The organism is Pseudaestuariivita sp., from assembly GCF_052825805.1.
The window spans coordinates 380,589-402,872 of record NZ_JBRBVB010000002.1 but is presented as its reverse complement, the minus strand read 5'-3'; the positions used below and the strand labels follow the sequence as shown (position 1 = coordinate 402,872).

General features: G+C 65.0%; 25 protein-coding genes and 2 tRNA genes. 4 read left to right on the top strand and 23 right to left on the bottom strand.

Annotated features, from left to right (window positions below; all coding sequences use genetic code 11):
- Positions 1-85: 85 nt before the first annotated feature.
- Positions 86-2,824: a DNA gyrase subunit A gene (gene gyrA / locus ACU0B3_RS02975; protein WP_446259318.1), complete on the top strand. Its 2,739-nt coding sequence runs from the start codon at positions 86-88 to the stop codon at positions 2,822-2,824.
- A gap of 167 nt (positions 2,825-2,991) precedes the next feature.
- Here the strand turns inward: gyrA and ACU0B3_RS02970 are convergent, their stop codons facing one another.
- From ACU0B3_RS02970 to ACU0B3_RS02960, 3 genes are all read right to left on the bottom strand, one after another.
- On the bottom strand, positions 2,992-4,473 hold the full coding sequence (locus ACU0B3_RS02970) for a carboxypeptidase M32 (RefSeq protein ID WP_446259317.1): 1,482 nt from the start codon (positions 4,471-4,473) through the stop codon (positions 2,992-2,994).
- Positions 4,474-4,476: 3 nt separating this feature from the next.
- Positions 4,477-5,622, bottom strand: a complete 1,146-nt coding sequence (gene ctaA, locus ACU0B3_RS02965; protein ID WP_446259316.1) for a heme A synthase — start codon at positions 5,620-5,622, stop codon at positions 4,477-4,479.
- A 325-nt stretch (positions 5,623-5,947) separates the two neighbouring features.
- On the bottom strand, positions 5,948-6,691 hold the full coding sequence (locus tag ACU0B3_RS02960; RefSeq protein WP_446259315.1) for an RNA methyltransferase: 744 nt from the start codon (positions 6,689-6,691) through the stop codon (positions 5,948-5,950).
- Between the two features lie 110 nt (positions 6,692-6,801).
- On the opposite strand from ACU0B3_RS02960, the gene ACU0B3_RS02955 reads away from it, so the two are divergent.
- On the top strand, positions 6,802-7,422 hold the full coding sequence (locus ACU0B3_RS02955; protein WP_446259314.1) for a thiamine phosphate synthase: 621 nt from the start codon (positions 6,802-6,804) through the stop codon (positions 7,420-7,422).
- Here the strand turns inward: ACU0B3_RS02955 and ACU0B3_RS02950 are convergent.
- The 3 genes from ACU0B3_RS02950 to ACU0B3_RS02940 all read right to left on the bottom strand — a co-directional run bounded on the left by ACU0B3_RS02950 (position 7,401) and on the right by ACU0B3_RS02940 (position 9,383).
- Complete coding sequence (locus tag ACU0B3_RS02950) at positions 7,401-8,252, bottom strand: lysophospholipid acyltransferase family protein (protein ID WP_446259313.1); 852 nt, start codon at positions 8,250-8,252, stop codon at positions 7,401-7,403. The two genes, ACU0B3_RS02955 and ACU0B3_RS02950, sit on opposite strands and share 22 nt — an antisense overlap.
- Entirely contained in the window at positions 8,249-9,067 is an 819-nt protein-coding gene (locus tag ACU0B3_RS02945; RefSeq protein ID WP_446259312.1) for a GNAT family N-acetyltransferase, read from the bottom strand. Before ACU0B3_RS02945 ends, ACU0B3_RS02950 begins: the two co-directional genes overlap by 4 nt.
- Positions 9,068-9,188: 121 nt before the next feature.
- Complete coding sequence (locus tag ACU0B3_RS02940) at positions 9,189-9,383, bottom strand: DUF3553 domain-containing protein (RefSeq protein WP_446259311.1); 195 nt, start codon at positions 9,381-9,383, stop codon at positions 9,189-9,191.
- A 33-nt stretch (positions 9,384-9,416) separates the two neighbouring features.
- Between ACU0B3_RS02940 and ACU0B3_RS02935 the strand changes: the two genes are divergently transcribed.
- Entirely contained in the window at positions 9,417-10,013 is a 597-nt protein-coding gene (locus tag ACU0B3_RS02935) for a histidine phosphotransferase family protein (RefSeq protein ID WP_446259310.1), read from the top strand.
- Between the two features lie 489 nt (positions 10,014-10,502).
- Here the strand turns inward: ACU0B3_RS02935 and ACU0B3_RS02930 are convergent, their stop codons facing one another.
- The 14 genes from ACU0B3_RS02930 to ACU0B3_RS02865 all read right to left on the bottom strand — a co-directional run bounded on the left by ACU0B3_RS02930 (position 10,503) and on the right by ACU0B3_RS02865 (position 19,505).
- Positions 10,503-10,676, bottom strand: coding sequence for a DNA gyrase inhibitor YacG (locus tag ACU0B3_RS02930; RefSeq protein WP_446259309.1), 174 nt, complete (start codon positions 10,674-10,676; stop codon positions 10,503-10,505).
- 3 nt (positions 10,677-10,679) lie between these two features.
- Positions 10,680-11,702 carry a ribonuclease E/G gene (locus ACU0B3_RS02925; RefSeq protein WP_446259570.1) on the bottom strand — a complete coding sequence of 341 codons (1,023 nt, stop codon included), beginning with the start codon at positions 11,700-11,702 and terminating at the stop codon, positions 10,680-10,682.
- Complete coding sequence (locus ACU0B3_RS02920; RefSeq protein WP_446259308.1) at positions 11,699-12,277, bottom strand: Maf family protein; 579 nt, start codon at positions 12,275-12,277, stop codon at positions 11,699-11,701. The genes ACU0B3_RS02925 and ACU0B3_RS02920 overlap by 4 nt, the downstream gene beginning before the upstream one ends.
- A gap of 3 nt (positions 12,278-12,280) precedes the next feature.
- On the bottom strand, positions 12,281-12,499 hold the full coding sequence (gene infA / locus ACU0B3_RS02915; RefSeq protein ID WP_005978431.1) for a translation initiation factor IF-1: 219 nt from the start codon (positions 12,497-12,499) through the stop codon (positions 12,281-12,283).
- 102 nt (positions 12,500-12,601) lie between these two features.
- Positions 12,602-13,480: a carbon-nitrogen hydrolase family protein gene (locus ACU0B3_RS02910; RefSeq protein WP_446259307.1), complete on the bottom strand. Its 879-nt coding sequence runs from the start codon at positions 13,478-13,480 to the stop codon at positions 12,602-12,604.
- A 2-nt stretch (positions 13,481-13,482) separates the two neighbouring features.
- Positions 13,483-14,067 carry an N-acetyltransferase family protein gene (locus tag ACU0B3_RS02905; RefSeq protein WP_446259306.1) on the bottom strand — a complete coding sequence of 195 codons (585 nt, stop codon included), beginning with the start codon at positions 14,065-14,067 and terminating at the stop codon, positions 13,483-13,485.
- Positions 14,064-14,456 carry a ketosteroid isomerase-related protein gene (locus tag ACU0B3_RS02900; RefSeq protein WP_446259305.1) on the bottom strand — a complete coding sequence of 131 codons (393 nt, stop codon included), beginning with the start codon at positions 14,454-14,456 and terminating at the stop codon, positions 14,064-14,066. Before ACU0B3_RS02900 ends, ACU0B3_RS02905 begins: the two co-directional genes overlap by 4 nt.
- Positions 14,457-14,465: 9 nt before the next feature.
- Entirely contained in the window at positions 14,466-14,936 is a 471-nt protein-coding gene (locus ACU0B3_RS02895) for an arsenate-mycothiol transferase ArsC (protein WP_446259304.1), read from the bottom strand.
- 3 nt (positions 14,937-14,939) lie between these two features.
- Positions 14,940-15,419 (bottom strand): UPF0262 family protein, encoded by a 480-nt coding sequence (locus ACU0B3_RS02890; RefSeq protein ID WP_446259303.1) that lies wholly within the window; start codon positions 15,417-15,419, stop codon positions 14,940-14,942.
- 80 nt (positions 15,420-15,499) lie between these two features.
- On the bottom strand, positions 15,500-16,144 hold the full coding sequence (locus ACU0B3_RS02885) for a hypothetical protein (RefSeq protein WP_446259302.1): 645 nt from the start codon (positions 16,142-16,144) through the stop codon (positions 15,500-15,502).
- A complete protein-coding gene (hisD, locus tag ACU0B3_RS02880; RefSeq protein WP_446259301.1) occupies positions 16,144-17,442 on the bottom strand; it encodes a histidinol dehydrogenase in 1,299 nt (432 codons plus the stop codon). Before hisD ends, ACU0B3_RS02885 begins: the two co-directional genes overlap by 1 nt.
- Before the next feature lie 160 nt (positions 17,443-17,602).
- Entirely contained in the window at positions 17,603-18,061 is a 459-nt protein-coding gene (locus tag ACU0B3_RS02875; RefSeq protein WP_446259300.1) for a DUF2948 family protein, read from the bottom strand.
- A complete protein-coding gene (murA, locus tag ACU0B3_RS02870) occupies positions 18,058-19,326 on the bottom strand; it encodes a UDP-N-acetylglucosamine 1-carboxyvinyltransferase (RefSeq protein WP_446259299.1) in 1,269 nt (422 codons plus the stop codon). Before murA ends, ACU0B3_RS02875 begins: the two co-directional genes overlap by 4 nt.
- Complete coding sequence (locus ACU0B3_RS02865; protein WP_446259298.1) at positions 19,326-19,505, bottom strand: hypothetical protein; 180 nt, start codon at positions 19,503-19,505, stop codon at positions 19,326-19,328. The genes murA and ACU0B3_RS02865 overlap by 1 nt, the downstream gene beginning before the upstream one ends.
- Positions 19,506-19,635: 130 nt before the next feature.
- On the opposite strand from ACU0B3_RS02865, the gene ACU0B3_RS02860 reads away from it, so the two are divergent.
- Positions 19,636-19,710 (top strand) — tRNA-Thr (locus ACU0B3_RS02860).
- Positions 19,711-19,742: 32 nt separating this feature from the next.
- On the opposite strand, the gene ACU0B3_RS02855 is transcribed toward ACU0B3_RS02860, so the two are convergent.
- The 3 genes from ACU0B3_RS02855 to ACU0B3_RS02845 form a co-directional block, all read right to left on the bottom strand.
- Complete coding sequence (locus tag ACU0B3_RS02855; RefSeq protein WP_446259297.1) at positions 19,743-20,453, bottom strand: hypothetical protein; 711 nt, start codon at positions 20,451-20,453, stop codon at positions 19,743-19,745.
- A 79-nt stretch (positions 20,454-20,532) separates the two neighbouring features.
- A tRNA-Val gene (locus ACU0B3_RS02850) sits at positions 20,533-20,608 on the bottom strand.
- Positions 20,609-20,673: 65 nt separating this feature from the next.
- Positions 20,674-22,191 (bottom strand): methyltransferase domain-containing protein, encoded by a 1,518-nt coding sequence (locus ACU0B3_RS02845; RefSeq protein ID WP_446259296.1) that lies wholly within the window; start codon positions 22,189-22,191, stop codon positions 20,674-20,676.
- Positions 22,192-22,284 lie beyond the last annotated feature (93 nt).

The window sequence follows — 22,284 nt, the reverse complement described above, 5'->3', positions numbered from 1 at the left end:
GAACGCAATCACAAATTGCCCCCATGATGCAGCGGGTGCTATAGTCGAAAACAACGAGATGTAGCGGGCGACACGAGGGACTGACGTGAGCGACACACCTGATCTGCCGGGCGAAGACGAGGACCAGCCACAGCGTCCGTCCTACGACGGACCGACCGTCTCGATCGAGGCGGAGATGAAGACCTCCTACCTCGATTACGCCATGTCGGTGATCGTCTCCCGCGCGATCCCGGACCTGCGCGATGGCCTCAAACCCGTGCACCGGCGCATCCTCTACGCGATGCACGAGACCGGCAATACCGCCGACAAATCCTACCGCAAATCCGCGCGCCCGGTGGGCGACGTGATGGGCAAGTACCACCCGCATGGCGACAGCGCGATCTACGACGCGCTCGTGCGGATGGCGCAGGATTTCTCGATGTCGCTGCCGCTCCTCGACGGTCAGGGCAACTTTGGCTCGATGGACGGCGATAACCCCGCCGCCATGCGCTACACCGAAGTGCGCATGGACAAGCCCGCGGGCGCGCTGCTGGCGGATATCGAGAAAGACACGGTCGATTTTCAGGACAATTACGATGGCAAGGACCGCGAGCCGACGGTGCTCCCTGCCCGCTTCCCCAACATGCTGGTCAATGGCGCGGGCGGGATCGCCGTGGGCATGGCGACCAACATCCCGCCGCACAACCTGGGCGAGGTCGTCGACGCCACGCTGGCGCTGATCGAGGACCCGGACCTCAGCTCCGAGGACCTGATCGGGTACGTGCCCGGGCCCGACTTTCCCACGGGCGGCGTGATGCTCGGACGGTCCGGCGCGCGCAAAGCCTACCTCGAGGGGCGCGGCAGCGTCATCATCCGCGCCAAGACGCGCGTCGAGGAGCTGCGAAAGGACCGCTTCGCCATCGTCGTCGACGAGATCCCCTATCAGGTGAACAAGGCCACCATGATCGAGCGGATCGCCGAGGCCGCGCGCGACAAAAAGATCGAAGGCATCGCCCATGTGCAGGACGAGAGCGACCGGCAGGGCGTGCGCGTCGTCGTCGAACTCAAGCGCGACGCGACCGCCGAGGTAGTGCTGAACCAGCTTTACCGCTTTACCCCGATGCAGACCTCGTTCGGCTGCAACATGCTGGCCTTGAATGGCGGCCGCCCCGAGCAGCTGACGCTGCGGCGGTTCCTGACGTCCTTCATCGACTTCCGCGAGGACGTGGTGGCGCGGCGCACCGCCTTTGATCTGCGTAAGGCGCGCGAACGCTCGCACATCCTTTGCGGTCTCGCCGTCGCTGTGAGCAACGTCGACGAAGTCGTCGCCACCATCCGTGCCTCCGCCGACGCTGCCGAGGCGCGCGAAAAGCTGATGACCCGCCGCTGGCCCGCCGCCGAGATCGAGGGCTACCTGCGCCTCATCGACGATCCCTTGAGCAAGATGAACGACGACGGGACTTACAACCTGACCGAAGTACAGGCCCGCGCGATCCTCGACCTGCGCCTGCAGCGCCTCACCCAGATCGGCGTCAAGGAGGTCACCGACGAGCTCGAAGAGTTGGCCGGAAAGATCAAGGAATACCTCGACATCCTGTCGTCCCGCGAGCGGATCATGGCGATCATCGCGTCGGAGCTGCGCGAGGTCCGCGACGCCTTTGCCGTGCCGCGCCGCACAGAGATCGTCGAATGGTCCGGCGACATGGAGGACGAGGACCTCATCGAGCGCGAGGACATGGTCGTCACCATCACCCAAGGCGGCTACATCAAACGCACCGCGCTTGCCGACTTCCGCGCGCAAAAGCGCGGCGGCAAGGGGCTGTCGGGCGGCACGCTCAAAGACGACGACGTGGTCACGACGCTCTTCGTCGCGAACACGCACACGCCGCTGTTGTTCTTCACCACCGACGGGATGGTCTACAAGCTCAAGACCTGGCGTCTGCCCGCGGGCGGGCGCACCGCCAAGGGCAAGGCGATCGTGAACATCCTGCCGATCCCAACGGGCGTGTCGATCGCCGCCATCATGCCGGTGGACCGCGACGAGGAGGATTGGGACGACCTGCAGGCTGTCTTTGCGACCTCCGCCGGTACCGTGCGGCGCAACAAGCTGAGCGATTTTGCCAACGTCATGCGCAACGGCAAGATCGCGATGAAGTTCGAGGACGAGAACGCCGGCACCCGCCTCATCAACGTGCGCATCGCGTCGAACGAGGATGATGTGATGCTGTTCACCCGCTCGGGCCGGGCGATACGCTTCCCGGCGACGGACGTGCGCGTCTTCAATTCGCGCGCCTCCGTCGGTGTACGCGGGATAAAGCTGGGTGCGGACGACGAGGTGGTCTCTATGTCGGTGATCCGCCACTTCGAGGCGACCCCCGACGAGCGCGCGGCCTACCTCAAGATGCGCCGCGCCATGGCCGGGATCGCGGATGACGCAGAGGTGGAGGACGAGGAAGGCAACGCCAACGCCCAGCTCCCGCAAGAGCGCTATGCCGAGATGTCGGCAGCCGAGAACCTGATGCTGACGATCACGTCGGGCGGGGCCGGCAAGCTCAGCTCGTCCCACGACTACCCCGTGCGCGGACGCGGCGGGATGGGCGTGACGGCGATGGACAAGGCGATGCGCGGCGGCGCGCTGGTGGCGTCCTTCCCGGTGGAGATGGACGACCAGATCATGCTCGCGACCTCGACCGGCCAGTCGATCCGTGTGCCGGTGGACGGCATCTCCTTCCGGTCACGGTCCGCGGGCGGTGTGCGGGTGTTCAACACCGGCGCGGGCGAGGAAGTGGTGTCGGTCGCCTGGATCGCAGACCAGGGCGAGGAAGAGGAAGCCCAGGATGGGTGAAACCACCCATCCTACGTTCGGCGCAAAACGATCGCGCGCGCCCTGTAAGACGCCAGCACACCGTAGGATGGGTGCTCGCACCCATCTCCCCCATTTGAGAATTCAACCAGTTTCGGCAGTGCCCACCTTACTGGTAAGGTGGGCACTGCCGAAGAGCGCTCGGATCCCTAAGCGCAAAGCCCCGTGAACTTTTCACGCAGATAGCCCAACAAAGGCTCGGCGCTCGGCGCCCGCCCACAGGCATGCGTGATCGTCTCAACCGGCGAGCGAAGCCCGCCAAACTGCTGCAGGTTCTCCCGGAGCCACGCCAACGCCAGCCCCGTTTCGCCCCGTGCCAAATCGTCCTCGAGACCCGGCACCGCCGCCCGCAAAGCCTCGTAAAGACACCCGGCATAGACATTGCCCAAAGCGTAGGTCGGAAAGTACCCGATCAGCCCCACGGACCAATGCACATCCTGCAAACACCCGTTCGAAGCCTTATCGACTGGATAGCCAAAGTCCGCCTCAAACCGATCATTCCAAGCCGTTTCAAGGTCACGCACCGAAAGATCACCCGTCAGCATCGCTCGTTCCAGGTCGAACCGCAGCATGACGTGCAGGTTGTACTGCAACTCATCCGCCTCGGTGCGGATGTACCCCTTCCGCACTGCATTTACCGTCCGGTAAAAGGCATCCGCGTTCTTGCTAGGCGCCCGGCTAAATGTCTCCGACATCAATCCAAAAAGATGCCCGCAAAAGGCGCGCGACCGCCCGAGCTGGTTTTCATAAATCCGGCTCTGGCTCTCGTGCACGCCCATCGACACGCCCCGCCCAAGCGGCGTCAGCGCGTAAGCGGCGTCGATGTTCTGCTCGTAGCCCGCATGGCCGACCTCGTGGATGGTCGAGTAGAAACAGTTGAAGGGATCTTCCAAAGCCGTCCGCGTCGTAATCCGCACATCATGGCCCGAGCCCGACGAGAAAGGGTGCACCGCCTTGTCGATCCGTCCCCGGCCCATGTCATAGCCAAAGGTCAGCGCCAGCTGCTCAGAGACTTTGAGTTGCCCCGCCTCGTCCCACACGCCGTCCAGCGGCGCCGGCGCGGGTCCGTCCAAAGCCATCGCGCGCAGTTCCACAAGTTCCGGGCGCATCGCGGCAAACATCTCTTCGAGCTGCGCGGCGGTCATGTCCGGCTCGAAATCATCGAGCAGCGCGTCGTACACAGGCCGCCCTTCGGCCAGCGCCTCCGCCTCCTGCCGCTTGAGCGACACCACGGTCTCGAGCACCGGCGCAAAGGCAGCAAAGTCATCCGCCGCCCGCGCCTCGGCCCACTGGCCCTGCGCGATCGAGGTGACCTTGGCGATTTCAGAGGCCAAGGCAGCCGGCACCTTGCGCGCCCGGTGAAAACCCTTGCGGATCTGCGCGACTTGCGCCGCCTCGACCGCACCAAGCTCCGCACCGTCCAAAGCAGCCAGCGCTTCACCAACCTCCAAAGACGACCGGCGGGCATGCAACACGCCCTCGATCGCAGCCATCTCCTCGGACCGCTGCGCCGCCGCGCCGCGCGGCATCATCGTCTCCTGGTCCCAGCCAAGCCGTCCGGCGATCTGGCCCAACGCCTCGGTCTCACGCTGGTAGGCCATCAGGCCGTCATAGGTCTCGCGTTGCGCCATGGCTCACGCCTCCCGAATGGATGTTGCCAGCGGATAGCGCGCCAGGAACCGCGCGCGCAGCACCAGCACCCAGAGCACAACCGCACCGAACTGGTGCACGATCGCGATGTGCAAAGGCGCGGCGTAAAGCACAGTCACAACGCCCAGCACCATCTGCACCAGCAGCATCGCCAGCACCGCGTTGAAGGCGAAACGCGTGTGCCGGTTCGGCGACTTGCGCGCCCGGAACCAGACGCCGATGCCAAAGAGCATCAGCAGATACCCCGTCACCCGGTGCATGAACTGCACGAGCCCCTCGTCCTCGAAAAAGTTGCGCCAGATCGGCTCCAGCTCGAATGCGTAGGGTGGAAAGACCTGCCCGGCCATCAAAGGCCAATCGGTATAGGTGCGCCCCGCATCGATCCCCGCCACCAGCGCGCCCAGCAGGATTTGCAGGAACGACAGGTGCAAAAGCCCCGTCCCCATTCCGAACAGCGCCCGGTCGCTCGACCGCCGCGCCTGCAGGATGTCGCGCTCCGTCCGGCCCAGCTTGAACACGTACCAGGCGATGAGGCCGAGGATGACAAAGGCCAGTCCCAGATGCGTCGCGAGCCGGTAGGAGGCGACGTCGAGCATCGTGCCCGTCAGACCCGAGGCAACCATCCACCAGCCGATCGCCCCCTGCAGCCCGCCAAGCGCGCCAAGAAGCAGCAACCGCCCCGTCCAGCCCGGCGGGATCTTCCGCGCGATGAGAAAGCCGAAAAAGCCAAGCGCCCACACTACTCCGATAAAGCGGCCGAGCTGGCGGTGACCCCATTCCCACCAGTAGATTACCTTGAACTCCGCGAGGCTCATCCCCTTGTTTTGCAATTGGTATTCGGGAATAGCGCGGTACTTTTCGAACTCAGACTCCCAAGTCGCCGCATCCATCGGCGGCAGCGCGCCTGACACCGGCGCCCATTCGGTGATCGAAAGCCCCGAGTCCGTCAGCCGCGTCAGCCCGCCCACGGCGATCATCACCACGACCAGCGCGAAAAGAGACATGAGCCACAGCCGGATGCCACGCCGCGCGTAGCTGCGCCCCCGGTCGATGACGCCCTTGGCGCTTGTCGTGTCCGCGGGTTTTTGGGCGGTGCCGACGTCTTCGAAAATACTGCGTTTTTGCGCCATGTTACCTCCGCTCGGGCCTTGCCGCGCAACCTATGTGGGGCGCGTGCCGGGGGCAAGGTGGGGCGGGTGTTCGAAGGTGGTGACATTGCGGCGCATGGTTTGATCCACGTGCCTGCGCGGAATCAAGGCGCAGCCTCCGCGCATCGGCGGGCCCTCCGTCGCACCAAAGGTGCGCCACGCATAAATGACATGCCTGTGGCATGACGGCCCGGCGATTTGTTAGGGCTATGTGCATCGCTTGAATGACGCCCGGACTTGGCAGGCATAAAGGCGCATAGAATGCGTGTTGTTCGCCGGTCCAGGGCCCGACGATGCGCTTAACGCCCTACCCCCGCTCCTTCCAGCGCACCATCTGCCGCAGCATGCCGTGCAACATCTGCACGTCGGCGCGGGTCAGAGGCATGCGCGACCACATGTTGCGCAGGTTCTGCTTCATCCCCTCCGCCTTGGCCTCGGGGAAGAAGAACCCCGCCTCACCCAGACGATCCTCGAAATGCTGCGTCAGGTGTGTGCGCTCATCGCCCGTCGCCCAGTCGGTGCCGGCAAGCTCGGCACGCACGGGCGCCGTCTCGTCAGAGGTCAGCCGCCACTCGTACCCCGTCAGCAGCACACACTGCGCGAGGTTCAAGGACGGAAAGGCCGGGTTCACCGGCACCGTGATGATCGCATTGGCCCGCGACACATCATCGTTTTCAAGTCCCGCCCGCTCGGGACCAAAAAGCACGGCCACCTTTTGACCCGCCGCAATCCGAGCCTGCGCGTCCTGCATCGCCGCCTTGGGGGTAAAGACGTCCTTCGTCAGTCCCCGAGGCCGGGCCGTCGTCGCATAGACATAGGCGCAATCGGCCAGCGCCGCGTCGAGATCGCCATAGAGCTGCGCGTCGTCCAAAAGACGCCCCGCCCCGCTCGCCATCGCCACCGACGCCGGGTTCGGCCAGCCATCGCGTGGCGCCACCAGCCGCATGTGATCGAGGCCAAAGTTCCACATCGCGCGCGCGGCGGCGCCGATGTTCTCGCCCATCTGCGGGCGCACAAGCACAAAGGCCGGTTGATCCATCGTCTGAGACATGCGCGCCTGTTAAGGCCGCTCCGCGTTCCGCGCAACCCGTGCGATAGGACTTGGCGCGGGCCTGCCTTTGGGTCTATGTGCAGCGCACAGCAACAAAAAAGACCGATCCCATGGCCGAGCCGGACACAGCGCAAGTCTACCTGTCGACCCCGTCCGAGCTGGACCTCGGCAGCTTTTCCAAGACATTTGCCGCAGCGCTCGACACGCACCCGGTCGCCTGCGTGCGCCTTTCGCTAGCGACCCGGGACGAGGACCGGATCATGCGCGCCGCCGATGCGCTGCGCGAAATCACCCACGCCCGCGACGTGGCGCTGGTGATCGACACGCACGTGGCGCTCGTCGACCGGCTAGGGCTCGACGGGGTGCATCTGGGTGACGGCGCCCGCTCGGTGCGGCGCGCGCGCAAGGACCTCGGCGCCGACGCCATCGTCGGCAGCTTCTGCGCGGCGAGCCGGCACGAGGGCATGACCGCCGGCGAGGCGGGCGCCGACTATGTCGCGTTTGGCCCCTTGCGTCCCGGTCTGCTCGATGCGGGAGACGCGGTCGACGAAGAGGTCTTCGCCTGGTGGTCCGAGATGATCGAGCTGCCTGTGGTGGCCTCGGGCGGACTCGATCTCGAGGCTGTGCGCCGGCTCGCCGGCATGGTCGATTTCTTCAGCCTCGGCGATGAGATTTGGAGCGCCGACGATCCTGTCGCAACGCTCGGCAGCTACCTCGACGTGATGCGCTGAGCCGTCTGGGACGGGCCATGCCCTGACCGCACTTGCGCTTCGAGCGCCGTGGCCAGCGTCTTGCGCGAGGCGTGGTCCGACACTCGTTGCGGCGGATGAAACGTCAGATGCACCGCGCCGCGCCCTCTATGCGCCAGTGTTGCGAGCAGATGCGCGCCGAACGCCATGTCCCCCCACCAGCCGTAAAGCCGCGGATCGCGCCCCTTCGGCGGCATGTAGGTCACCGACACGGCCTGTAGCTGCATGTCATCGCGCAGCGCATCCGCAAAGAACGCCTGAAAGAGCGTCGGCTTGAACGCCAGCACCTGCATCCCGTCGGTCGAGGTGCCTTCGGGAAAAAACAGCAAGCGGTGCCCGGCTGCGAGGCGGTCCTCGAAGACCTGCGTCTGCGCCTGCGCCTCTTTCCGGTCGCGCTTGATGAAGACCGTGCCGGTGGCGCGCGCGAGCCAGCCGATGCCCGGCCAGCCGGCCACCTCCGACTTGGACACGAAGTAAAGACGCCCCGGCGCGTTCAGCACAAAGATATCGAGCCAGCTGGTGTGGTTTGCCACCAACGCGCCCGGCCCCGTCAGCGGCTTGCCAGAGATGGTGAGCTTAAGTCCCAAAAGCCGCAGCGCCGCACGGCAGACCCCCACCGTGATGCTCGGCGTCCAGGGCCGGTGAACCCCGTAGAGCGGGCGCTCGATCAGCCGCACCAGCAGCAGCACCGCGAGCCCGCCAAAGGTGATCAAAGCCACCGGAAGACCGCGCAGAACCACCCGCAGCCAGCCGCCGAAGCCTTCGGGGCGCCAATCGGGCGGTGGCACGGGACTGTCCCAGGAGGTCGTCATCCCGGCGCGCCGGTGTAAATCCGGCTTTGCGCGGTGTTCATCCGCGCGGTGTCGAGCACGAGGCATACATCGGTCGTATTGAACGCGTGATCGACGAAAGCTCCCTCGCCGACCACGCCGCCCAGCTTGAGATACGCCTTGATCAGCGCCGGCACGTCCCGCATCGCGGCGAGCCTGTCGATGTCTTCCAGCGGCATCAGCTCCAGCGGCCGGCGCCCCGAGCCGCATGCCGTCACGCGCAAAGACGCAGGCGCGAGATAGCGCGCGCCAAGCAGGGTCAGGGACGGCGCGAGCCGTGCCAGGTCGGTCCCGGCAAAGCTCGCTGTGCCGAAGAGGATCTCGATCTGGTGCTCGGCCACGTAGCCTGCCAGCGCGCCCCAGAGCACGCGCATCGCGCTGCCGCCCCGGTAGTCCGGGTGCAGACAGGTGCGCCCCAGCTCCAAAAGACGCCGGCCCGAGGCGCAGAGCGGCGTGATGTCGAACTCGCCTTCGGTGTAGAACCCGCCCGCGCGCGCCGCCTGCTCCGCGCGCATCACGCGCGTTGCACCGACAATCGCCGGGGCGCCCGGTGTGCCGCGCGCCAGATCGCAGAGCAGCAGATGGTCACAAAAAGAGTCGAACTGGTCCCGCTCCCGCCGCGCGGCTTGGTCGACAAGCGGGCCCGTGCCGCCAAACTCCGCGACAAATACTTCGTAGCGCAACGCGTAAGCTGCATCGCGCTCCGCGTCAGTCTGCGCCCAGACCGCCTGGACTTGAGCGGCCTCCGGTTGGGCTACGGATGGACGCGTGCGCAGCGCCTGCGCGTCGACGCTCATGCTGAAGTCCGGGCCAAGATGTTGAGACCACAGCACTTAGGCGAACCTGCGACACTTTTACTTGCCTCAGAATTGCAATGCGAGACTTGTGCAATTATAGGTTGCATGCAGTACATACGAATTAATTAGTATCAGACGTATCGAATACGAGTTCCAGTGAAACGCGATCTGCCTGCATGACGACCTTGCCCTTCTCCCGGAAATTGATGGTCACCCGCCCGTCGACGTTCGACTGCACCTGCCCCACGCCCCATTCGGGGGCATCGGAGTTGCGCACGAGCATCCCGGGCTCGAGGATCGCCGCCAAATCGCTCACGCACACCACTCCCCATGACAAAAGGCGCTTTCCGTGACCCAGGCCACGCCCACACTCTCGGCCCTTCTGGCCTCCCGCATTTGCCACGACCTGATAAGTCCGATCGGCGCGATAAACAATGGCCTCGAGCTGATGACGATGACCGCCTCCGGTCCGGCCAGCCCCGAGATGGTGCTGATCCAGGACAGCTGTCGCAGCGCCTCGGCGCGCATCCGCTTTTTCCGTATCGCCTTCGGCCTTGCCACGATGAACCAGCGCATGGGCGCGGGTGAGCTGCGCAGCATCCTCGCCGACTTCACCGAAGGCGCGCGCCTTCGGGTCACCTGGGGCCCCGATGGCGATGCCGCGCGCGAGGGCGCCCAGCTGGCATTTCTCGGCATCCTGTGTTGCGAAACCTCCATGCCCTTCGGCGGCACGATCCGCGTCGACGAGTCGGGCGGACGGTGGAAGCTCAGCTGCGAGGCCACCAGCCTCCGCCACGATCCCGCCCTCTGGGCGGCGCTCGACGGCACGGCCGAGGTCGCAACGCCCGCGCATGTCCACTTCGCCGTCCTGCGCAGCTTTGCCGAAGCCGCAGGCCGCGCGATCACCTTCGAAGCGACGGAGACGTCGCTCCAGTTGATGATCTGAGCGCAAGAACATCTCGGCATTGCGCGTCTTCGTCACGCATCTGAAAGATCGTATTGTACGGTTGGTGAAACCCACATGTGGCGACAGCAACCAGGCCGTCGACATACCGCACCTGAACGTAGCGCGTCTCTCCATCCTCGAGGTAGGGAAACGAGTCCACCGTTGGCCTGAAAGCGAGAGGCGTGTGGGATTCGTAATCGTCTCCCAAGACTGAAATCACTTGATCACGCGTCATGCCGACAAAGACGCCGGGGATGTCCGTTTCTTTGACCTGAGCGGCTCTGGGAACGGAGCAACCTGCTCCGGCGCACTCCGTTTCGAGCGTTTCGGCCGCACATCCAGCCACCACTACCAAGACCGTTGGCAGGAAAACGGACTTCAATGACATCGCGCGCGCCCTTCGTTTGCGTGACCAAGCATGGTGCGCATTGTAACCTTAAATCTGCGAACCACGGTCGATGTAATAAGAACCCGATCCGCTGGAAGCCGTCACTGTATCTGGTCAGGCGCATCGTCCTCAGGCACGCCCTCTTCCTCCCCCTCGCGTCCCGGCACGACGTAGCGCTCTTGCATCCAGCGGCCCAGATCGATGTCGGCGCAGCGTTTGGAGCAGAACGGGCGATAGGCGCGGACCGTGTCTTCGCCGCAGATCGGGCATGCCATCGCCTACCCCTCCGGCAAGAGCGGCAGGGTCGGCACGCGCACCCGCGCGCGCTGCAGCTCGAGATGGCCGAGCGGCGTCCAGCCGGCCAGCGTCGTCTCGATCGTCTCCGCGCGCAGCGCCGCCTTGATCACGCTTTCGACCGTCTTGCGGTCCTTCTTCGGCATGGGCGCGAGGTCCACGACGACTTGACCGCCGAGCCCGCGCAGGCGCAGCGCCGCAGGCAGCGCGCGCAAGGCGGCGATGTTCGCCTTGGTCCCGGCGGCAAAGCTGGTGTCGGCGCCGGTGTTCACGTCCACCGTGGTCATCGCGCGGGTCGTCTCGACGAACATGTCCGCGCCGCCGGTCAGCGCCACGCGCGGGCTCTGGAGCGCGTCCAGCGCGTCAAGCACGCCGTAATCCTCGAAGGAGCCTGCTGCCGTCGCGACCTCCGCCGGGGCCGTCCAGTCGCGCCATGCGCAGACATGCGGTCCGTCGCCGGCGTGCAGCTCAGCCATCGCGTCCTGTGCGGCCAGCACCTCGCCCGCCAGCGCCTCCATCGCCAGGATGTCATCCGCGATCTCGGCATCCTCTGCCGCCTCGCAGGCGGATCGCAGGATCAGGCCGTGAGTGCCCTCAGTCGCCTCGTGCGCCAGCGCGCGCAGATCTTCGGCGCGGTCCTCGTCTCGGATGGCACGACTCACGTTGAGGCCCGGCGCGCCCGGCGTGACAATCGCGTAGCGGCTCTTGAAGAGCAGGCGCGTCGTGACCGGGATCGCCTTGCCCGGCTCGGCAAAGCCCGTCACCTGAACCTTGAGCATCTGGCCCGGCGCGATCCCCTTGGCTTGCCGCAAGAAGAGCCGCCCCGCCGGACTGTCGAGAAAGACGCCCCCCTGCCCCTTGGCCGGACGCTGCGCCTTGGCGCAATAGATCGTACCGGGCATGGGCGCATCGGGCGCGATCAGCAGATCGTCGAGCACGCCGTCCACCATCAGCGCCGCCGCCTCGCGCCCGCCGAGGTGGTCAAGGCAAATCACCCGCCCCTTCATCGCGTCCACACCGGGTGGCCGGCAGCTTGCAAGAGGTTCGCCGTCTCGTGCAACGGAAGGCCGACGATCGCAGTGAAGGAGCCGGAAATCCACGGGATAAAGGCCGCCGCCGGCCCTTGGATGCCCCAGCCTCCGGCCTTGCCGCGCCAGTCGTCGGTGGCGAGGTAGGCGGCGATCTCGTCTTCGGTCAGGACCTTCATGCGCACTTGGCTTTCGACCGGCTTGACCCAGGTCTGCGCGTCGTTCCTCACGGCAACCGTGGTGATGACCCTGTGCCTCCGGCCCGACATGAGCCGCAAAAAGCCGGCCGCCTCTTCGATGTCCGCTGGCTTGCCGAGGATGCGCCGCCCCACCGCGACGGTGGTGTCGGCACAGAGCACCACGTCGCCCGGTTCTGCGGAAACAGCGGCGACCTTCTCTTCGGCGATGCGGATGTTGTAGGGGCGCGGCAACTCTCGAGGACGCGGGTCCTCGTCGATATCGGGAGGGCGCACGTCATGTGGCACAACACCGATTTGCGCGAGCAATTCAAGCCGCCGGGGCGAGCCCGATCCCAGGATCAGCCGCGGCGTCACGGGTTACTTGAAGCGGTAGTTGATCCGACCCTTGGTCAGATCGTAGGGGGTCATCTCGACCTGCACCTTGTCGCCGGCCAGAACGCGGATGCGGTTCTTGCGCATCTTGCCTGCCGTATGTGCGATGATCTCATGGCCGTTTTCAAGCTCGACCCGGAACGTCGCATTCGGCAGGAGTTCCTTCACGACACCGGGAAATTCGAGCGTATCTTCCTTGGCCATGGTCTCTCCTTGGTATGGTTGCGCCGTCGGGCTTGCTTTCCTCGGGCGCGTGGGCGGTAAATGGGCCGGTTGGCGGTGTAAATCAAGGCAAAACTTGAACGATTAGCGCAGTTTGATTGGTGTGATCGGCGCCGGACCGGGCGCTTGCTCGTCCCAGTGGGCGCGGTTCAGCACCACGCCGTCCGCGCGGACATGGGCGATCTTGGCGAGGTCGATGTCGGCAAAGGTCCAGCCCGGCACGTCCATCTCGCCTTCCGCGATCACGCCTGTTGGCGGAAAGCCCGTGTCGGGCGGGCCAAAGACGCCGCCGCGCCCGGTGTTCATGTCGACCGCCGGAGACCAGTCAGCTGATCCAATGGTTGAAGACATGACCGTAACGCATTGATTTTCCAACGCACGAGCCTGCGCACCGATGCGCACTCGACTGTAGCCGGAGAGCGCTTCTGTGCAGGACGGCACGAGGATCACGTCGGCCTCGGTGACAGCGCGCCCGAGCAGCGGGAATTCGGCATCATAGCAGATGAGAATGGCGATCTTTCCAAGCGCAGTGTCGAATATTTTCATTCCGGGAGAACCCGTTACACGCCATTCTTCACGTTCGAAGCGAGTCATGATCTGCTTGTCCTGAAACCCACGGTCGCCTTTGGGGCCAAAGAGCCGTGCGCGGTTTGTGGGACGTTGCAGCGTATCAAAACAAGGCGCGGAGGCCGCGACGACATAAAGACCATGCTTTGCGGCGAGGTCTGCGTGCAAATCATCGACGTCAGCGAGGCGCTCGGAGACCGCGTGCAATGACGCTTCGAGGTCTCCGGCGATCTCGACGCCTTGCAGCGTCGCAAGCTCCATCGCGCCGTATTCGGGGAAAAGGCACAGGTCCGCGCCACCATCCTCGGCCGACTTCACCCATTGCGTGAGCTTTTCCGTGTAAGCCTGCCAATTGTCGAGAAAATCGAGCGGATAGGCAGCAGTTGCAACACGCATGGTCAAAGCCTCTTTGCCCAGAATTGCAAATCGTGAGACGTCTCGGCTTCGCCACCGATCTCGGTCCAGGAGAACGACGCAACGGCACCCTCGACCGGCGCGTAGCCGCGTTTTCGCCAGAACGGGTCGAGCGGCTTGTAGTCCGCTGGGCGGCGCGGGTCGGAAGGTTCTCGCACGACGCTGCAAAAGGTGGCATGTGTGAGGCCGAGGCTGCGGGCCTGCGCCTCGCGCGCGTCGAAAAAGGCGTGGCCGACACCCTGCCCGCGATACTGCGGCAAGAGCACGCTTTCGGCGCAATAGAATGTGTCATCGAGCGTCAGGTGTGAGCCCTGAAGCGCTGCGGCAAACTCATCGGCGTGGTGGCGGAGCGGCATGCCGGTTGCGGCGCCCACGATGCGCCCCTCATCGGTAGCCAGCGCGATCACCGCGCCATCGCTGGTGGCGTAATCCTCGAGGTAGCGCTCCTCATACGCCGCATCGCCGTCGTAGAGGTAGGGCCAGTCGCGAAAGACAGCGATCCTGAGGCGCGCGACATCGGGCAGAACGGCGCGCACCGCGGGTCCCGTGAGCACACGCGTGCGGATCACCCGCCCACCTGACGCGTCCAGTCGGCGAGGTTGTAGTAGGTCACCACGCGGGTGATCTTGCCGCCTTCGAGCGAAAAGAAAGAGCCTGCTGGCAGCTTGTAGGTCTGGCCTTGCGCCTCCGGCAATCCTGCGTCGGTTTTGAGGTAAGTGCCGTTGACGGTGTATTCGGCGGCGGCGCGGGTGCCGCCTTCGGCAGAAAAGATCACCATATCTGTGAGCTTCTCCGCGTAACAGACTGACATATGGTCACAAAATGCGCGGAAGGCTTCCGTGCCACGGCGCACTTGCCCTTCGTTCACATGGTGCGCGACGTCAGGGGCGAGGCACGCGATCATGCCGTCGATATCGCCGGCATTGAAGGCGTCGAAATAGCGTTGAATCACGTCCATGGCAGCTCCTCAGGGCGTTCCGAAGCGGTCGATCAGGCGGCCCCGGATCTGGTCGCGGGCGCCGCGGTACTGGGCGAGCTTGGCCTCGCGTGTCTCGCCCACACCGGTGGGATCCATGATCGGCCAGTATTCCACTTCAAGGTGGTAGTACCGCGTCAGTTCCAGCGCGCGGCGCTGGCTTGCGGGTGAAAGGGCGATCACCAAATCGAACGAACCCAGGTCGTCGCCCCATTGCTCCATCTCATCGAAGGAGCGCGAACGATGCCGGGAGAGCTCGACGCCGATCTCCTCGCAGACGGCGATGGCAAAGCCGTCAATCTCCAAGTCATTGTAAACGCCGGCAGATTGCACGTAGGTACCGGTGCCGTAGAGCTGCTTCATCATGCCTTCGGCCATGGGCGAGCGGATCGCGTTGTGGTCGCAGCAAAATAGGACGGAGGTGGGCAGTGTCTGGGGTTTGTCCGGGTCCTCGTCCTGCATCGCTCAGCCCCCGAAGTGCAGGACGCAGACGAGGGTAAAGAGGCGCCGGGCGGTGTCGTTGTCGATCTGCACCTTGCCGCTCAAGCGTTCCTCGAGGATGCGCGCGCCTTCGTTGTGGATGCCGCGGCGGGCCATGTCGATCGTCTCGATCTGGGCGGGGGCGGCGGTTTTTACGGCGTCGAAATAGCTTTCGCAGATCTGGTAGTAGTCCTTGACCACCTGCCGGAAGGGCGAGAGCGAGAGGTGAAATTCTGCAGCCGGATCATCACCTTGCGTCTTTACATCAAAGACGAGGCGCTTCTCGCGGATCGAGAGGTCCAGCTTGTAGGGGCCGTCCGGCACCGCGCGCCCGTCGCGGGGCGGCAGGGCAAAGGTGTTGTCCTCGAGGAGGTCAAAGATCGCGACCTTCCGCTCTTGCTCGATCTCGGGCGTGGGCGGGGCGAGGTTGCTGTCATCCAGCGCGATATGGGCGATGCGCGACATGGGCGGTGTCCTTTGGATCTTGCGGGTGGCCTAGCCGAGCGCGGGGCGCTTGGCAATCGCTACGCGCTGGCGGGCCTGCGTCAGGAGATGATGAGACCCGTGACAAGGAGTGCGATGCCGAGAAGGCGCGGGACGTGGTCGGGAAAGCTGTCCCGAAAGCCGCCGGCGAGCGGGTAGAGCTGCAGGATGAACGGCAGGAACACCATCTGGAAGGCCGGGTAGACCCCGTTCCAGCCGGCATCGGGCGGATCCAGAGCGGAGCCGAGGACGAGCGCAGTCGCGGCGAAGGGCCATCCGTAGGTGACAAACGCGCCGAGGCGGGTGTCGTCGGCGGGGCTGGAGAGGTCGAAGGGCGGTGCGAGCTTGGGTGTGCCTTCGGTTACGAACGCGAGCACTGCCCCAATCACCGCTCCGACCGCGAAGTTGAGCAATACCTGAGGGGGCGCGAGCCTCGGTCCTTCCCATTGGATCAGCGTCATTACTGCGAGATAGAACATCGCAAAAAGCCAGGCATAGAGCCAGCGCCGCAGATCTCGCAGCTTAGTGGCGCCGGTCAGCGTCGTGTTGCGCCCCGCTTGCGCGGCGTCGAGGCAGTCGGTCGCCAAAAGGACCAGGGCGATCCCGAGGAGCACGCGTGGCAGGCGGTCCGGCTGGTCCGGGAACACTGCAACCAGCCCGCCAAAAACCAGCGCAAGCGCCAGCCGGAAGAAGAGACGCGGCGCCATCAGTTGAGCTTGGAGAGGCGGGCTGTGACACTGAGGCCGTGTGCCTCGAGGCTTTCGGAGGCGGCGATGCGCTCGGCGGAGGGGCCGATGGCGCGGAGGGCGTCGGGGGACATCTTGGCCAGTGTCGTGCGTTTGACGAAGTCCATGACCGACAGCCCTGACGAAAAGCGCGCGGAGCGGGCGGTGGGCAGGACGTGGTTGGGTCCGCCGATGTAGTCGCCGATGGCTTCGGGCGTCCACTGGCCGAGGAAGATCGCACCCGCATGGGTGATCTCAGCCGCCAGTGCGTCGGGGTCCGCGACGCAAAGCTCGAGGTGTTCGGGCGCGATGCGGTCCGTGAGGGCTGCCGCCTCGGCGAGGTCCCGAACAGTGACGATGGCGCCAAAGTCCCGCCAAGAGGCGCCCGCGATGGCGCGGCGCGCGAGGGTTTCGAGGCGTTTGTCGACGGCGGCGGCGACTTTCTCGCCAAAGGCTGCATCGGTCGTGATCAGGATCGACTGGGCGCTTTCGTCATGTTCAGCTTGGCTCAGCAGATCGAGCGCGATCCAGTCGGGGTCGTTGTCTGCGTCCGCGATCACGAGGATTTCGGAAGGGCCGGCGATCATGTCGATGCCGACCTTGCCAAAGACGCGCCGCTTGGCGGCGGCGACAAAGGCGTTGCCGGGGCCGGTGATCTTGTCGACCGGCGCGATGGTCTCGGTCCCGTAGGCAAGCGCGGCGACGGCCTGCGCGCCGCCGATGCGGTAGATTTCGTCCACGCCCGCGGTCTGCGTGGCGTAAAGCACGAGCGGGTTGATGGCGCCGTCCGGGGTCGGCACAGTGATGGCGAGGCGCGGCACACCCGCCACCTTGGCTGGGATCGCGTTCATCAGCACCGACGAGGGGTAGGACGCGAGCCCGCCCGGGACGTAAAGCCCTGCCGCAGACACCGGCGTCCAGCGCCAGCCGAGGGTTGCGCCGGTCTCGTCCGTCCAGCTCTGGTCCTCGGGCAATTGCCGTTCGTGGTAGGCGCGGATGCGGGCGGCGGCGAGGTCGAGGGCGGCCTTGTCCTCTGCCGCGACCTTGGCGCATTCGGCGGCGATCTCTTCGGGCGTGAAGCGCAAAGACTTGGCCGTGAGCGCGATCCGGTCGAACTTTTCCGTCAGCTCCAGCACCGCCGCGTCGCCGCGCGCGCGCACGTCGGCGATGATGTCTGCCACCACCGCGTCGACGTCGGGGCTGTCCTCGCGTTTCGCGTTCAGGAGAATCTGGAAGCGCGTTTCGAAATCGGCGTCGGTGGTGCTGAAAAACTGCGGCATGGGCGTGTCCCTCTTTGCGCCGCGATGTAGCCCGGCGCGCAGGGGCTCGCAACCGTGCGTAAGGTGGGCAGGCGCGCGGTGAAAGCACGCATCGGCAGTGCCCACCTTACCGCTATGCGGCGCGGTCTACCTCTTCGGCAGTGCCCACCCTACCCGCGTTTCACTCGTGCGTCGGCGTCTTGCCCGAGGGGGCGGTGTAGGGGCGCGTGACGTCCTTGAGCCTCACGTCGAGCGCCTCGACCTCTGCCCGTATCGCGCCATCGCCTGCCAGCGTCAAAGTCACATGCCCGGTGCCGTCCTGGCCCGGCGTGAACTCGATGGCGAGGAGCGACAGCACCGTCTCACCATTCCCGCGCGTCACGCCCTGACTTGCCACACCCGTCACGTCCGAGATCACAAGGAGCGCGCGGGTGCGTTCGGTGGCGACGTCCCTATCCTCCCACCGGAAACGCCCGACCAGTAGCGCCAGCTGCCGGTCCTTGCGCCGGTAGGTCATGTCCGCAGCGGTGAAGACGGCGTCCTGCGCGAGCGCCGAAAGCACCTGCAGATCCTCTAGGTCGAGGGCCGCGATGTTCAGCGGGCGGGCATTGCCGTCCTCGAACCGGGCGTCCTGGCTCATATCCCGCGCACCCGCTCGATCTTGGCGCCGACGTTGCCGAGCTTGTCCTCGATCTTTTCGTAACCCCGGTCGAGGTGGTAGACGCGGTTCACAGTTGTCTGCCCTTCGGCGGCGAGGCCGGCGAGGATCAGCGAGACCGAGGCACGCAGGTCCGTCGCCATGACAGGTGCCCCTTTGAGCCGGTCGACGCCGGTGACCGTCGCAGTCCCGCCCTGCACGTCGATGTTGGCGCCCATGCGCACCAGCTCGGGCGTGTGCATGAAGCGGTTTTCGAAGATCTTTTCCTCCAGAACCGAGACACCGTCGGCGGTGCACATCAGCGCCATCATCTGCGCTTGCAGGTCGGTGGGAAAGCCGGGGAAGACCTCGGTGGTCACGTCCACTGCCGAGACGCGGCCATTCTTGCGTGCCACCTTGATGCCTGCGTCGGTCTCAGTGACCGAAACGCCCGCGGCGTCCAGCTTTTCGCAGAACGCCTCGATCAGCGAAATGCGCCCGCCGAGGCACTCGACCTCGCCGCCCGCGATGACCGGGGCGAGCATGTAGGTGCCAAGCTCGATCCGGTCGGTCACCACGGGATGCGTCGCGCCGTGCAAACGGTCGACGCCCTGGATTTCGATGGTCGAGGTCCCCTCGCCCGCGATCTGCGCGCCCATCTTTTTGAGGCACGACACGAGGTCGACGATCTCCGGCTCACGCGCCGCGTTCTTAAGCACAGTCGTGCCCTTTGCGAGCGTCGCCGCCATCACGAGGTTCTCCGTCGCGCCCACCGAAGGAAAGCGCAGCTCGTGCACCGCGCCCTTAAGCCCGCCACGCGCGACGGCGTGCAGGTAGCCGTCTTTGAGCTCGATCTCGGCACCGAGCGCCTCGAGCCCGATCGTGTGGATGTCCATGGGGCGCGCGCCAATCGCGCAGCCGCCCGGCAGCGAGACAACCGCGTGGTGCTCGCGCGCCAGCATTGGGCCGAGCACGAGGTTCGAGGCACGCATCTTGCGCACGATGTCATAGTCGGCGGTGTGGTTCGAGATCGTGTGCGAGGACATCGCCACCACCTGCCCCTGGCTGAGCGCCGAGACTTCGGTGCCAAGCGATGAGAGCAGCGCCGTCATGGTGCGGATGTCGCTCAGGCGCGGCATGTTGGTCAGCGTTAACGGCTCTTCGCTGAGCAGCGTCGCCGGCATCAGCGTCAGCGCCGCATTCTTGGCCCCGGCGATCGGGATCTGCCCCTCGAGCGCGCCGCCGCCCGTCACGATAATCGAATCCATCAGGTCTCTCGCTTGCTCGTGGAGGGCTCCGTGCCCTCCTGCCCCTCGGGTCGTGCCTTGGCGCGCGCTTTGGTCTGTGCCTTGCGCCGGCCGAGGTTGGTCTTGAGCGCGGCTTTCAGCCGGTCCTCGCGTGTCTGCGCGGGCTTTGCCTTGCCTTGTTTGTCGTCTTTTCCGCTCATGGGATCACCTGCTAGCGCAGGCGCGTCGCGGCGTCCAGAAGTGCGCGCCCGAGGTGCCGCGGATCGGCACGAATTTTCGCGCGCAAGCCGCTTGCACGGCCCGGCGTTTGCGTCTAACAGACCGCAGCGCGCTGCTGTAGCTCAGAGGTAGAGCACTCCCTTGGTAAGGGAGAGGTCGAGAGTTCAATTCTCTCCAGCAGCACCACTTGCCTAAGGCTACTTGGTTTGGTCAGATCGCTACTCGCCCAATTGCTTTTCTAAAGCCGAGCGTTTCTTTTGCTCGGAGGCCGCACGTGCTAAAGCGGCATTCAGTTCAGTCCCAAGCGACTGGATTTGAACGCGAGTTGCCGCATCGCGCGCTTTTGCATCGTCAAGAAGCGCCTGCAGTTGGCCAAGTTGTTCACGCAATGCAGAAATTTGATTCAGGAAAAACTCCGCTTCGCGAATAGCTTCAGTTGCCCTCTGTTCAAACGCATTAGCCCGTGCATTGGCGACGTCTCTTTCAGTTTTAATTTGCTCCAATTTGTCGGGGCTCGTTGTCAAATCGATCCGCTCAATCGCTTCAGTTAATTCAGAAGTCAAACGCCTGTTTTCGTCTTCTAGATTGATCATTCTTTGTCTTATGCTCGCGTGTTCTGCGGACAAGAACTCGTAGTCGGATATGGCCTCTTGCGACATATCGCGGAAAAACGTTTCGCGGAAGCGGACACCAGAGTCGTGGAGAAAGGCATGGAAACTCAGCTTCAGAAACCCGCACAATTCGAAATGGCGCGGCGACCCCGGGTCCATGTCGAAAGCTCGCAAACATGTTTGCGTGACAAAGCTTTCAACTTCGGTTTTCAGCCAAGTAGGTGAAGCAGCATCATTGGTCGCGCTCCACTTAGTGCCGTCTTCTTGCGCTGAACAGGTGCCTGCAAGAAAAATGAATGCCAATATTGAAAAGCGCATAGCGTAGCCTCGGTTACGGTTTTGGTAGGCTAGCAGTAAGGAAGCCGCCAAAGCAAAGAATGAGTTGTTAGGCAGTGGATGGTGGGTGATGAGAGACTCGAACTCCCGACATCTTCGGTGTAAACGAAGCGCTCTACCAACTGAGCTAATCACCCGGTGACGCTCGTCTAGCCAGCAGGGCGGCGGGGCGCAAGGGGTTTGGCGGTGCGGCAGGCGCGCGTCAGTGTGAGGGCGCCAAGAGGCCGAGCCGGCGCAGGTGCGCGAGGTACGCGGTGTTGAGCGCGGCGGCGCCACCGGGCGGCAGGGTGATCTTGAGTTCTGGGCGTTCTGTGGCAAAACGCTGCCAGGTGGCGATCAGGTCGTCTTGCGTGCGTGTGCCGTCGATCAGCGGGACTATGGTTTGTGCGATCGGGTCCAGCGTGACGGCGGTGTGCGACTGGCTGGTCACCCAGTCCTGACCTGCGGCAAGCTGCGCACGGGCGAGCGTCCAGACCTCGGGGCGATTGGTCTCGGCAGGCTGGCTTCGGTGGGGTGCGGTCGAGAGGTTGACGTGCCCGGCCATGGCAAGGCGCAGGGCGGCGCTTGCGAGGCGGTCCTGGCCGGCTTGGTCCTTGGCGTTTGCGATGAAGTCTTGGAACGGAATTGTGTCGGGCGTGCTGGCGCCGAGGGCGTCGAGGGCCTGGGCCAAGTCTGTGTCGTTGGTCTGGATGGCATGGCCGTCGGCGGTGCGCAGGTGGGTGCGGTCGGAGGCGGCTGATCGGTCGATCCGCAGAGTGGTCGAGAGGTGAAGGCCGGCAAGGCGGTTCGGGCTCGGAGCAATGTGGTCCGGCATGTGTGCCGCGTGTGCCAGAACGGATTGGCGGTGGGCCCGGCCAGTGGCGAGGTCCCGCAGGTGTGCGGCCGCGGTGAAATCGGTGCCAGACGTGACGGCGGTCAGGTCGCGGACATGCGACGCCGGCCGGGCGTCGCAGACGTAGGCGAGGCCATGTGTCTTTGCGGTGCTGACAAATTCAGGGAAGGCAAAGGGGCAGTTGTCCGCGGCCAGATACTCGGCCATCAGGTACGTTGTCGACGCGCCCACAAGCGCTGCGCTTTGCGCGCGCAGCTCTGCGCCGTAAGGCGTTTCGGCGTCCGAGGCTTGAACGACGTGTGCAAACCGGGCCTTGGCGGCGGCGACGCGTGCGTGCGGGGGCTCTGAGGGATCGTCCCCGGCGCGAAAGATGTCACGCACCAGCCCGCGGGCGTGCCATCCGGCGCGCACGTTGTAGCTGACATAGGCCAGCCCCGACGGCGCGAGGTGCCGCGCGATGAGCGCAAGTAGCGCTTGCTGCGTTGCCTCCGGCACCCAGCTGAAAACGCCGTGGCAAAGGATGTAGTCGAACGTGCCGGAGACGGCGCCAGGCGCGGCGATGTCGCCCTTCGTCAGCGTAAGGTTTGGCGCACCCACGGCATCCCTGAGCGCCCTGCCCTCCGCGACGTGCCGTGGGGAGAGGTCGATGCCGGTAAAGCTGGCCTCCGGAAAACGCAGCGCCAACGGGAGGAGGTTGCCACCCGACGCGCAACCAAGCTCGAGCACGCGCGCGCGCGGCACATCCGGCGCGGTGAGGCCGGCAAGCTGCGCCAAAGCCGCCAGATGCGCGGGCTGCGTTTCGGCAATCGGGTGCGAGACATAGGGCAGCGCCTCGTAGTCGGCTCCGGTGTCTATGGCGACCTCCCTCCCCTCTGTTTCCGCACCCATGCCAATCCGCGTGAGCGGCGCAAATCGTTGACTCACGCAAGGGCAACATGAAACATGCCGATAGGGACTTTTACCAATTCACATCACTTATTT